The sequence below is a fragment of the uncultured Azohydromonas sp. genome, from assembly GCF_937926365.1.
Lineage (GTDB): Bacteria > Pseudomonadota > Gammaproteobacteria > Burkholderiales > Burkholderiaceae_C > Azohydromonas.
In genome coordinates this window covers 1-11,963 of sequence record NZ_CALAOH010000165.1, presented here as the reverse complement: position 1 = coordinate 11,963, position 11,963 = coordinate 1, and the positions used below count along the sequence as shown (strand labels likewise).

The window sequence follows — 11,963 nt, the reverse complement described above, 5'->3', positions numbered from 1 at the left end:
TCGTCAGGCGATCTTGCGGATGGTGCACATGAGCTGTGCCTCGGCGGCCAGTTCGCCGTCCACCAGCGCGCGCGCGCTGAACTTGGCGATCCCGGCCTTCATGCGTTCCAGCGTCACGTCCAGGTGCAGCTGGTCGCCCGGCTCCACCGGGCGCTTGAAGCGCGCGCCGTCGATACCGACGAAGTAGTACACCGTGTTCTCGTCGGGCTCGGTGCTGTCGGTGGCAAAGGCCAGCAAAGCCGAAGCCTGCGCCAGCGCTTCGAGGATCAGCACGCCCGGCATCACCGGCCGGTGCGGGAAATGGCCGACGAAGTAGGGCTCGTTGATGGTGACGTTCTTGAGCGCCACGATGCGTTCGCCCTTTTCCACCTGCAGCACCCGGTCCACGAGCAGGATCGGGTAGCGGTGGGGCAACTTCTTGAGAATCTGGTGGATGTCCATCATGTGATCTTCTTTTCGAGCGCCTTCAGGCGCTCGCGCAACGCATGCAGCTGGCGCAGCGTGGCTGCGTTCTTTTCCCAACTCGCATTGTCGTCGAAGGGGAAGGAGCCGCTGTAGTGGCCCGGCTGGCGGATCGAGCGACTCACGAACGTGCAGGCCGAGACATGCACCTGGTCCACGATCTCGATGTGGCCAATGATGTTGGCGGAACCGCCAATGGTGCAGTGGCGCCCGATGCGCGTGCTGCCGGCAATCCCCACGCAGCCCGCGATGGCAGTGTGCGCGCCGATGTGCACGTTGTGGGCGACCTGGATCAGGTTGTCGAGCTTCACACCATCTTCGATGACGGTGTCACCCAGGGCGCCGCGGTCGATGCAGGTGTTGGCGCCGATCTCCACGTCGTCGCCGATGCGCACGGCACCGAGCTGCTCGATCTTCTCCCAGCGGCCCTGGTTCGGCGCAAAGCCGAAGCCGTCGGCGCCGATGACCGCGCCGCCATGCACGATGCAGCGCCGCCCCAGCGTGCAGCGCTCACCCAGTACCACGCGTGCGGCCAGGCGCGAATGCGCACCCACGCGCGCGCCGCGACCCACGCAGCTTTGCGCGCCCACCACGGCGCCGGCCTCGACCACCGCGCCGGCACCGACGAAAGCCTGCGCTTCGACGCGGGCCGTGGGGTCGATCTGCGCGCCCTCCTCCACCACCGCGGACGGATGCACGCCTGCAGGCAATGCGGGGCGCGTGCGCACGGCCCACCACTGCGTCAGCCGTGCGAAGTAGAGGTACGGATCGGGCGTGATGATGGCGGCGCGGCGCGCGGCGACTTCGTCACGCAGCGCCGGCGCCACGATCACGCATCCGGCCTGCGTGCTGCCAAGCTGGCTGCGGTAGCGCGGGTTGGACAGGAAACTGATGTCCGAGGACCCGGCGGACTCCAGCGGCGCGATGGCGGCGATGTGCACCGACGCGTCGCCCAGCAACTCGCCGCCGAGGGCGGCCACGATGTCCGAAAGCACGACGCTCATCGATGCAGGCTCACTCATAGGGGCAAAGGCTGCGGCCGCCCGAGGGCGGCCGCGAGGCAGCGAATGCGGCACGCCCGCCGGGGCGGCCACGACGGCATCACTTGCCGGCGTTGAGCGCGTCGATCACCTTCTTGGTGATGTCCACGCGCGGACCGGCAAACACGACCTCCTGCAGGATCAGGTCGTACTTCTCCTGGTCGAAGATCTGCTTGATCACCTTGTTGGCACGCTCGACCACGGAAGCCAGCTCCTCGTTCTTGCGCTGGTTGAGGTCTTCCTGGAACTCGCGACGGCGACGCTGGAAGTCGCGGTCCTGCTCGACCAGATCGCGCTGGCGGCGCGTGCGCTCGGCCTCGCTCAGCGTCGGAGCGTCCTTCTCCAGCTTGTCCGAGGCGGCCTTCAGGCGCGTGGCCATGTCGGCAAGCTCCTTCTCGCGCTTGCCGAACTCCGCTTCCAGCTTGCTCTGTGCAGCTTTGGCCGGCGTGGCTTCGCGCAGCACACGCTCGCTGTTGACGTAGCCGATCTTCAGTTCCTGGGCCTGCGCGCCAGCACCGGCAGCCGCCAGCGCCGCGGCGAAGACCAGCGACTTCCATCCACCCATGTTCATCAAAACGCAGTCCCGATCTGGAATTGGAAACGTTGAATTCTATCTGCCGGCTGCTTGCGCACCGGCGTGCCCACGCTGAGCTTGAGCGGACCCACTGGCGAGATCCAGCTCAGGCCAATGCCGGCGGACACACGCAGGTCGTCGAGCTGCATCTTCTCAGCCTCGGACCAGACGTTGCCGGCGTCCATGAAGCCGAACAGGCGCAGCGTCTTGTCGTTGCCCGAGCCCGGCATGGGCACGTAGAGCTCGGCGTTGAGGTTGAGCTTGCGGTTGCCGCCGAGGTAGGCGCCGGTCGGGTCCACCAAGCCCAGCGAGCCCTGGTCGAAGCCGCGCACCGAACCCAGGCCGCCGCCGTAGAAGTTCTTGAACACCGGATATGGCCGCCCGCCCAGCCCCTTGCCGTAGCCCAGCTCGGCATTGAGGCCCAACGTGAAGCGCGGCCCCAGCGCGATGTACTGCTGCACCTGGAAGTTGGTGCGCAGGTAGCGCGCATCACCTCCGGCGGAGAGCTCGGCGTTGACGCGCTGGTAGCGCCCGCGCGTGGGCACCAGGGCGCTGTCGCGCTGGTCCCGTGCCCAGCCCAGCGTCAGCGGCACCGACAGCGCGGTGTCACCGAAGCTGTTGCGATAGTCGCTGTAGGCTTTGGGCAGCGCGCTGCCCTCGATTTCCGTGCGCTCGATGCCGATGCCAAAGAACACCGTGTCGTACTCGGAGAAAGGCACCCCGAAGCGCACCGCGGCGCCGGGCGTGATGAGCTTGTAGTCCTCGCCCTGGCTGTTGATGGGGCGGCTGGTGCGGTAGTACAGGTCCACCGCGCGCGAGATGCCGTCGATGGTGAAGTAGGGATCTACGGTGGAGAGCACCAGTTGCCGGTTGTAGCGGCTGGTGTTGACCTCCACGCCCAAGTAGTTGCCGCTGCCGAACACGTTCTCCTGGCGAATCGAGCCAGAGAGCGTGAGCTTCTCGGCGCTGGAGAAGCCCGCGCCCAGCATCAGGTTGCCGGTGGGCTTCTCCGTCACGTTGACGGTCAGGTCCACCTGGTCCAGCGCGCCGGGCACCTCCTCGGTGTCCACCGCCACGTCCTTGAAGTAGCCCAGGCGGTCCACGCGGTCGCGTGAGAGCTTGATGCGCTGGCCGTCGTACCAGGACGACTCGAACTGGCGGAATTCGCGCCGGATCACTTCGTCGCGCGTGCGCGTGTTGCCTGCGACGTTGATGCGGCGCACGTACACGCGGCGCTGCGGGTCGGCCGCCAGCACCAGCGACACCTGGCCGTTGGCGCGGTCGATCTCGGGACGTGACTCCACGCGTGCGAAGGCGTAGCCGTAGAAGCCGAAGCGCTCGGTGAACAAGCGCACCGTCTCGGCCACGTCCTCGCTGCGATAGGGCTCGCCGGGCTTGACCTTGACCAGCGAGCGGAACTCGTCTTCCTTGCCCAACAGATCGCCTTCGAGCTTCACGCCGGTAACGGTGTAGGGCTGGCCCTCGCGAATGGAGATCGTGATCGAGATCTCCTGCTTGTCCGGCGAGATCGTGACCTGGGTGGACTCGACGTTGAATTCCAGGTAGCCGCGGTTGGTGTAGTAGGCGCGCAGCGTCTCCAGGTCGGCGTTGAGCTTGGCGCGCGAGTAGCGGTCGGTCTTGGTGTACCAGGTCAGCCAGCCACCGGTGGTCTGCTCCAGCAGGCCCAGCAGCGTGCGCTCGGAGAAGGCCTTGGCGCCGACGATGCGGATGTCCTTGATGCGCGCCGTCTCGCCCTCGACGATGGTGAAGGTGACGTTGACGCGGTTGCGCTCCTGCGGCGTGATGGTCGTGACGACCTCCGCACCGTAGAGGCTGCGGGAGAGGTACTGGCGCTTGATCTCCTGCTCGGCGCGGTCCACCGTGGCGCGGTCGAAGGGCAAGCCTTCGCCGATGCCCGCGGACTTCAGCGACTTCAGCAGCGTGTCCTGGTCGAACTCCTTGAGGCCCACGAAGCTGACGGTGGAGATGATGGAGCGCTCATCGACCACCACCACCACCACCTCGCCCTCGACCTCCAGCCGCACGTCGCGGAACAGGCCCGTGGCGAAGAGCGCGCGCAGTGCCGCGGAGCCTTTCTCGTCGGTATAGGTGTCACCGATGCGAAAGGGCAGTGCCGCGAACACGGTACCGGGATCGGTGCGCTGCAGACCTTCAATGCGGATGTCCTTCAGCACGAAGGGCTCGGCCGCCGTCGCGGGCAAGGCGCAGGCAGCGGCCACCACCGCCACGCTGGCCACCACAGGGCGCAGCGGGCTCACAGAACAGGGAAACAGCATCGAAAGCGCGCGTCAGTGCTGGCCCAGAAGGCGGACCAGATCGTTGGACAGGGCGAGGGTCATCAGCAGCAGAAGGATCAGCGCGCCACCGCGCTGCAGCCACTTGAGCCAAAGCTCCGAGACCGGGCGTCCGGTCAAACCCTCGAAAAGATAATACATGAGGTGTCCGCCATCGAGCATCGGCAGCGGCAGCAGGTTCAGCACGCCCAGGCTCACGCTCACCAGCGCCAGGAAGCCCAGGTAGTACGACAAGCCCTGGTGCACGGACTGCCCCGCGTAGTCGGCAATGGTCAGCGGGCCGGAGAGGTTCTTGAGCGAGGCCTCGCCCACGAGCATGCGGCCCATCATCTGCAGCGTCAGCGCCGACACCTCCCAGGTGCGCTGCGCGCCCTGCACCAGCCCTTCGACGGGTCCGCGGCGCACCAGCACCGTCTCGGCCGGACGGCCGACGTAGGCGTCGATGCGGCCGATGGCGCGCGGGCCCTCGCCGTGCAGCCGCGGCTGCACCGTGAGCTCCAGCGTCTGGCCGCGGCGCTCGATCTGCCAGCGCATGGGCTGCGGCTCGCCGTCGCGCACGCTGGCGGCGATGCGCTCGCGCAGGCTGCCGGCATCCAGCACCGGCACGTTGTCCACACGCAGCACCCGGTCGCCGGCACGCAGTCCAGCGCGCTCAGCCGGCCCGTCGCGCTTGATCTCGCCCAGCACCGGCTCGCTGTAGGGCGCGCCCAGACCGATGCGCTGCATCAGCGCGGGCTCGACCTCCTGGCCCGCCACGCTCTGCAGGTCCAGCACCAGGTTGTGCGTGCCTTGCCCCTGCGCGTTGCTCACCATGAGCTGCAGCCGCTCGCCGCCCAGCGCTGCCTGCGTGACGTGCCAGCGCAGATCGGCGATGGACTCCACATCCTGCCACTCAGTACCGTCGCGCGAGACGGCACGCACCCAGTCGCCCGCGCGCATGCCGGCGCGCTCGGACAGGCTGCCCGCCGCTGGCGCGCCCAACACGGGCCGCAGCTCCTGCGTGCCCAGCCAGCTGGCTGCCGTGTACAGCAGCACCGCCAGCAACAGGTTGGCCGCCGGGCCGGCCGCGACGACGGCCGCACGCTGCCACAGCGGCTTGTTGTTGAAGGCCTGATCGCGCTCGTGCGGCGCCACCGGCGTCTCGCGCTCGTCGAGCATGCGCACGTAGCCGCCCAGCGGCAGCAGCGAGACGACGAACTCGGTATCGCCCTTCTGGCGTCGCCACAGCACCTTGCCGAAGCCCACCGAGAAGCGCAGCACCTTGACGCCGCAGGCGCGCGCCACGCGGTAGTGCCCGTACTCGTGCACCACCACGAGCACGCCCAGCGTCAGCAGGAAGGCCAGCAGCGTGCTCATCTCCCCAACCCCTTGACGAACTGCCGGGCCTGGGCACGTGCGCGCTCGTCCAGGGCCAGCAGGTCCTGCAGCGCCGCCTGCACGGGAAGTTGCGGCTGCACCCGCTCGATGGTGGCGGCGTTGACGCGGTGGATGTCGGTGAAGCCGATTCGGCCATCCAGGAAGGCGGCAACGGCCTCCTCGTTGGCAGCGTTGAGCACAGCCGTGCTGCCTTCAGGCCCGTGCAGCGCGTCGAAGGCCAGCTGCAGCCCCGGGAAGCGCTCGGGATCCGGCGGCTCGAAGGTCAGCGCCGACAGCTGGGTGAAGTCCAGCAGCTCGGCGCCGGACTCGATGCGCTGCGGATGCGCCAGCCCCACGGCAATGGGCACGCGCATGTCGGGCGTGCCCAGTTGCGCCAGCACCGAGCGGTCACGGCACACGACCATCGAATGAATGATGCTTTGCGGATGGATGACGACGCGGATCTGCTCGGGCTGCAGCTCGAACAGCCAGCGCGCCTCGATCACCTCCAGCGCCTTGTTCATCATGGTGGCCGAGTCCACCGAAATCTTGCGGCCCATGACCCAGTTCGGATGGGCGCAGGCCTCCTGCGGCGTCACGGCCGTGAGCGAGGCCGGGTCGCGCTGGCGGAAGGGACCGCCCGAGGCAGTGAGGATGATGTGGTCGATGCGCTCGGCCCAGGCGCCGCGGTCGTCGGGCAGGCACTGGAAGATGGCGGAGTGCTCGCTGTCGATGGGCAGCAGCGTGGCGCCGCCGGCGTGCACCGCGTCCATGAACAGCTGCCCGCCCACCACCAGCGCCTCCTTGTTGGCCAGCAGCAGCCGCTTGCCCGCGCGCGCCGCGGCCAGGCACGGTGCCAGGCCGGCGGCGCCGACGATGGCGGCCATCACCGCGTCCGCCTCCGGATGCGCCGCGAGCTCGCACAGCGCCTCTGGGCCGCTCAGCACCTCGGTGGTGCAGCCACCGTCGCGCAGCAGCGCGCGCAGGCGTTGCCCGCCGGCCTCGTCAGCCACCGCGGCGAAACGCGGCCGCCACTGCAGGCACTGCGCCGCCAGCTCCTCGATGCGCTGGTGCGCGCTGAGCGCAAACACCTCGTAGCGCTCGGGGTGGCGCCCCACCACGTCCAGCGTGCTGGTGCCGATGGAGCCGGTGGCGCCCAGGATCGTGAGCCGCTGCTTGCTGCAAGTCATGACGATGGATCTCGAAGAGGCCCGCGCGCAAAGGAATGCGGCCGCGGGCGGAGTGTCAGAGCGCGGCCAGCGCCAGCGCGATGGGGAACACGGGCAGCAGCGCGTCAATGCGGTCGAGCACGCCACCGTGGCCCGGCAGCAGCGTGCTGCTGTCCTTGGCGCCGGCCGCGCGCTTGACCAGGGACTCGAACAGGTCGCCCACCACGCTCATGCCCACCAGCAGCAGCACGCCCACGACCAGCAGCGCCGGTCCGTGCGCGGCCATGAGGCGGCCGTAGAGACTGGAGCCGTCCCCGTCCAGCGTCAGCCACAGCAGCGCCAGCACCAGCACGCCCAGCAGGCCACTGACGGCGCCTTCCCAGCTCTTGCCCGGGCTGATGGCCGGCGCCAGCTTGCGCCGCCCGAAGCGCCGTCCGCCGAAGTAGGCCGCGATGTCGGCCATCCACACCAGGCAGAAGACGGAAAGAATGAAGTTCAGGCCCAGCGCGCGCGCCTGCGCCAGGGCCAGCCAGCCCAACCACAGCAGCAGCAGGCCCAGCGCCATGCGCAGCCCGTTAGGCAGGCGGGGCCAGCCCGCCACGCCAGCGCGCAGCGCCAGCACGCCGCCCAGCACCCAGGCCACGGCCGCCAGGCCCCAGGCCGGCGTGGGCGGCCGCTGCGTCCAGCCCGCGGCCAGCGCGCCGGCACAGGCCGCGGCCAGCGCCACGCCCAGGGCGATGGCGACGCCGGAAGCCGCGCCGTTGAGGCGCATCCACTCCCAGCCGGCCGCGCCGATGAAGGCCAGCGTCAGCAGCGCGAACCAGCGCGCATCGGGCGCCAGCAGCGCCGGGATCAGCAGGCCCAGCAGGACCAGCGCCGTGATCACGCGCTGCTTGAGCATGGAAAGCTCCTCAGGCGCGCAGCGCCTGCGGTTGAGCGTCGGGCACGCCGCCGAAGCGGCGCTCGCGTGAGGCGTAGTCGCGCAGCGCGGCATCGAGCTGCGCCTCGCCGAACTCGGGCCAGAGGCAATCGGTGAACACCAGCTCGGAATACGCCACCTGCCACAGCAGGAAGTTGCTGATGCGCACCTCGCCACCGGTGCGGATGAACAGGTCGGGATCGGGCGCGTGGCCCATGGCCATGAGCTGGCCCAGCCGCGCCTCGTCCAGCTCCTCGGGGCGCAGCCCCTGCGCCAGGGCGCGGCGGCAAGCCTGCACGATGTCCCAGCGGCCGCCGTAGTTGAAGGCCACCGACAGCGTGATGCGGGTGTTGTGCGCGGTGGCGTTCTCCGCCTGCTGCCAGGCCGCGCGCACGCGCTCGGAGACAGCGGCGCGGTCGCCGATGATGCGGATGCGCACGCCCTCCTTCTCCAGCTTGGTGAGGTACTTGGACACCGCCACCAGCACCAGGCCCATGAGCCCGGAGACCTCGTCGGTGGGCCGCTTCCAGTTCTCGGAGGAGAAGGCGAAGACCGTGAGGTACTCGATGCCACGGTCGGCGCAGGCCTGCACCGTGCGCACCAGCGCATCCACGCCGTGCTTGTGGCCGAAGATGCGCGGCATGAAACGCCGCTTGGCCCAGCGGCCGTTGCCATCCATCACGATGGCCACGTGGCGCGGAATGCGCTGGCCTTGCTCCACGGACGGGTGCTGCATCAGAAGGACACGCCGTGCCGCGGTCAGACCGCGAGGATCTCGGCTTCCTTGGCCGCGACCAGCTTGTCGATCTCGGCCACGGTGCGGTCGGTGAGCTTCTGCATCTCGTCGAGGCTGCGGCGCTCCTCGTCCTCGGTGATGGCCTTGTCCTTGAGCAGCTTCTTGGCGTGCTCGTTGGCGTCGCGGCGCAGGTTGCGCACGGCCACCTTCGCGTCCTCGCCGGCGTGGCGCACGACCTTGGTGAGCTCCTTGCGGCGCTCCTCGGTCAGCGCCGGCATCGGCACGCGCAGCAGGTCACCCTGCGCGGCCGGGTTCAGGCCCAGGTCGGACTCGCGGATGGCCTTCTCGATCTTGGGGCCCATGCCCTTTTCCCACGGCTGCACGCTGATGGTGCGCGCATCGAGCAGGCTCACGTTGGCCACCTGGCTCAGCGGCACCATCGAGCCGTAGTACTCCACGTGCACCTGGTCCAGCAGCCCGGGGTGGGCGCGGCCGGTACGCACCTTCTGCAGTTCCTGCTTGAAGGCCTCGATGGTCCTGCCCATCTTCTGTTCGGCCGTCTTGCGGATGTCGGCAATGCTCATCGATAGCTCCTCTTACACATGCACCAGCGTGCCCTCGTCCTCGCCCATGACCACGCGCTTGAGCGCGCCGGGCTTGAAGATCGAGAACACCTTGATCGGCAGCTTCTGGTCGCGGCACAGCGCAAAGGCGGTGGCATCGAGCACCTGCAGATTGCGCGCGATGGCCTCGTCGAAGCTGATGCGCGCGTAGCGCGTCGCGTCGGGGTCCTTCTTCGGGTCTGCGGTATAGACGCCATCGACCTTGGTGGCCTTGAGCATCACCTCGGCGCCGATCTCGGCGCCGCGCAGCGCGGCGGCGGTGTCGGTGGTGAAGAAGGGGTTGCCGGTGCCCGCGGCGAACACCACGACCTTGCCCTCTTCCAAGTACTGCAGCGCCTTGGGCCGCACGTAAGGCTCCACCACCTGCTCGATGTTGATGGCCGACATCACGCGGGCGGTCACGCCCTCCTGGCGCATCGTGTCGGCCAGGGCCAGCGAGTTCATGACGGTGGCGAGCATGCCCATGTAGTCGGCCGTGGCACGGTCCATGCCCACGGACCCACCAGCCACGCCACGGAAGATGTTGCCACCACCGATCACCACGGCTACTTCGCAGCCCAGCTGCGTCACCTCCTGGATCTCGCGCACCATGCGCACGATGGTGGCGCGGTTGATGCCATAGGCATCATCGCCCATCAGGGCCTCGCCCGAAAGTTTCAGCAGGATGCGCTTGTAGGCCGGCATGCGGCGGTTCTCCCTGAAGAAGTGAGAGTGGGTGAGTCTAAGGGGCCGCCCACGGCGGCCCCGTGCCCTGCGTCAACGCACGCGGGGCGTGCCGGGCTTACTGGCCCTTGGCGGCGGCGACCTGCGCGGCCACTTCGGCGGCGAAGTCGTCGGCCTTCTTCTCGATACCCTCGCCGACCACGTACAGCGTGAAGCCCTTCACCGTCGTCTGCTTCTCCTTGAGCATCGCGCCCACGGTCTGCTTGCCGTCGGCAGCCTTGACGAAGACCTGGTCCAGCAGCGAGACCTCCTTGAGGAACTTCTGCACCGATCCCTCGACCATCTTGGCCACGATCTCGGCCGGCTTGCCGCTCTCGGCAGCCTTCTCGGCGGCGATCTTGCGCTCCTTCTCCACCACCTCGGCAGGCACCTCGGCGCCGGACAGCGCCGCAGGCTTCATGGCCGCCACGTGCATGGCCACGTCCTTGGCCGCCACGTCGTCGCCCTCGTACTCCACGATCACGCCGATGCGCGTGCCATGCAGGTACGAAGCCAGCTTGCCGCCGCCCTCATAGCGCTTGAAGCGGCGGATGGACATGTTCTCGCCGATCTTGCCGATCAGGCCCTTGCGCACGTCTTCCACCGTCGGGCCGAAGCCGTCCTGCTCCAGCGGCAGCGCGCCGATGGCTTCCACGTCGGCCGGGTTGTGCTGGGCGATCAGGCCAGCAATGCTCTTGGCCAGAGCCAGGAACGAGTCGTTCTTGGTGACGAAGTCGGTTTCGCAGTTGACTTCGACCATCGCGCCGGTCGTGCCGTTGACGGCAGCGGCCACGACACCCTCGGCGGTGATGCGGGAGGCGGCCTTGCCGGCCTTGTTGCCGAGCTTGACACGCAGGATCTCCTCGGCGCGATCCATGTCGCCGTCGGCCTCCGTCAGCGCCTTCTTGCACTCCATCATCGGCGCGTCGGTCTTGGCGCGCAGCGAGGCGACCATGCTTGCGGTAATTGCGGGCATATGAATCTCCGTTGATTGTGAAAAGGGGGCTGTAAGCAGCCCCCTTCGTCAGGCCGGTCGCATCCGGCGCGTGACGGATCAGGCCTCGGCCTGGACCTCGACGAATTCGTCGCCGCCGCCGGACACGGCCTGCACCAGATCGTTGGTGGCGTTGGCCTTGCCTTCCAGCACGGCGTCAGCCACGGCGCGCGCGTACAGCGCCACGGCCTTAGCGGAATCGTCGTTGCCCGGGATCACGTAGTCGATGCCGTCGGGAGAGTGGTTGGTGTCCACCACGCCCACAACCGGAATGCCCAGCTTCTTGGCTTCGGCCACGGCAATCTTGTGGTAACCCACGTCGATCACGAACAGGGCGTCGGGCAGCGCGGTCAGGTCGCCAATGCCGCCGATGTCCTTTTCCAGCTTGGCGATCTCGCGCTGGAACATCAGCGCTTCCTTCTTGATCGCGGGCTGGGTACCGGCCTCGACCTGAGCCTGCATGTCCTTGAGCTTCTTCAGCGAGCCCTTGACGGTCTTGAAGTTGGTCAGCATGCCGCCGAGCCAGCGCTGGTCGACGTAGGGCATGCCGCAACGCTGGGCTTCCATGGCGACCAGATCACGGGCCTGGCGCTTGGTGCCCACCATCAGGATGGTGCCGCGCTTGGACGCCAGCTGGCGCACGAACTTCATCGCTTCCTCGAACAGCGGCTGCGTCTTCTCGAGGTTGATGATGTGAATCTTGTTGCGATGGCCGTAGATGTACGGGGCCATCTTGGGGTTCCAGAAGCGCGTCTGGTGCCCGAAGTGGACACCGGCTTCCAGCATTTCACGCATGCTGACGGACATGGAAAAGCTCCAGAAGGTTGGGTCTTGAGGCCGGCGTGAAATCCCTGCGTTTGCGCCCGAGAAGAGCGCAGGAGGGACACCTTGGGAATCGCCGGCATCGCGAGTCACGTTTTTCGCCGCGCGCCAAGCACCATGCCTGGCTGGGGAAAAACCCGAAGATTGTAGCACCTGCGCGAAGCTTGCCCCGACGTTGCCCTCCTGCAACGCTTGAGCTAGTGGCGCGAGTCAGAGGTTCGTTATCAAGTTGACGTCGAGCGCATACTGAG

At 68.1% G+C, this 11,963-nt stretch carries 12 protein-coding genes; all 12 read right to left on the bottom strand.

Features of this window, described 5'->3' with window-relative positions:
- Window positions 1-3: 3 nt before the first annotated feature.
- The 12 genes from fabZ to rpsB all read right to left on the bottom strand — a co-directional run bounded on the left by fabZ (window position 4) and on the right by rpsB (window position 11,697).
- Window positions 4-444 (bottom strand): 3-hydroxyacyl-ACP dehydratase FabZ, encoded by a 441-nt coding sequence (gene fabZ / locus Q0741_RS17345; RefSeq protein ID WP_298234448.1) that lies wholly within the window; start codon window positions 442-444, stop codon window positions 4-6.
- Window positions 441-1,466, bottom strand: a complete 1,026-nt coding sequence (gene lpxD, locus Q0741_RS17340; RefSeq protein WP_298234447.1) for a UDP-3-O-(3-hydroxymyristoyl)glucosamine N-acyltransferase — start codon at window positions 1,464-1,466, stop codon at window positions 441-443. Before lpxD ends, fabZ begins: the two co-directional genes overlap by 4 nt.
- Before the next feature lie 97 nt (window positions 1,467-1,563).
- Window positions 1,564-2,067 (bottom strand): OmpH family outer membrane protein, encoded by a 504-nt coding sequence (locus Q0741_RS17335; RefSeq protein WP_298234471.1) that lies wholly within the window; start codon window positions 2,065-2,067, stop codon window positions 1,564-1,566.
- Window positions 2,068-2,072: 5 nt separating this feature from the next.
- Window positions 2,073-4,373 carry an outer membrane protein assembly factor BamA gene (gene bamA, locus Q0741_RS17330; protein ID WP_298234446.1) on the bottom strand — a complete coding sequence of 767 codons (2,301 nt, stop codon included), beginning with the start codon at window positions 4,371-4,373 and terminating at the stop codon, window positions 2,073-2,075.
- 12 nt (window positions 4,374-4,385) lie between these two features.
- Window positions 4,386-5,747 (bottom strand): RIP metalloprotease RseP, encoded by a 1,362-nt coding sequence (rseP, locus tag Q0741_RS17325; RefSeq protein ID WP_298234445.1) that lies wholly within the window; start codon window positions 5,745-5,747, stop codon window positions 4,386-4,388.
- Complete coding sequence (ispC, locus tag Q0741_RS17320) at window positions 5,744-6,937, bottom strand: 1-deoxy-D-xylulose-5-phosphate reductoisomerase (protein WP_298234444.1); 1,194 nt, start codon at window positions 6,935-6,937, stop codon at window positions 5,744-5,746. Before ispC ends, rseP begins: the two co-directional genes overlap by 4 nt.
- 55 nt (window positions 6,938-6,992) lie before the next feature.
- Window positions 6,993-7,817 (bottom strand): phosphatidate cytidylyltransferase, encoded by an 825-nt coding sequence (locus tag Q0741_RS17315; RefSeq protein ID WP_298234443.1) that lies wholly within the window; start codon window positions 7,815-7,817, stop codon window positions 6,993-6,995.
- 10 nt (window positions 7,818-7,827) lie between these two features.
- Complete coding sequence (gene uppS, locus Q0741_RS17310; protein WP_298234442.1) at window positions 7,828-8,571, bottom strand: polyprenyl diphosphate synthase; 744 nt, start codon at window positions 8,569-8,571, stop codon at window positions 7,828-7,830.
- A 23-nt stretch (window positions 8,572-8,594) separates the two neighbouring features.
- Window positions 8,595-9,155 carry a ribosome recycling factor gene (gene frr, locus Q0741_RS17305; protein ID WP_298234441.1) on the bottom strand — a complete coding sequence of 187 codons (561 nt, stop codon included), beginning with the start codon at window positions 9,153-9,155 and terminating at the stop codon, window positions 8,595-8,597.
- A gap of 12 nt (window positions 9,156-9,167) precedes the next feature.
- Window positions 9,168-9,878 carry a UMP kinase gene (pyrH, locus tag Q0741_RS17300; protein ID WP_298234440.1) on the bottom strand — a complete coding sequence of 237 codons (711 nt, stop codon included), beginning with the start codon at window positions 9,876-9,878 and terminating at the stop codon, window positions 9,168-9,170.
- A 97-nt stretch (window positions 9,879-9,975) separates the two neighbouring features.
- On the bottom strand, window positions 9,976-10,872 hold the full coding sequence (gene tsf, locus Q0741_RS17295) for a translation elongation factor Ts (protein WP_298234439.1): 897 nt from the start codon (window positions 10,870-10,872) through the stop codon (window positions 9,976-9,978).
- 78 nt (window positions 10,873-10,950) lie between these two features.
- Window positions 10,951-11,697, bottom strand: a complete 747-nt coding sequence (gene rpsB, locus Q0741_RS17290) for a 30S ribosomal protein S2 (protein WP_298234438.1) — start codon at window positions 11,695-11,697, stop codon at window positions 10,951-10,953.
- Window positions 11,698-11,963: the final 266 nt, after the last annotated feature.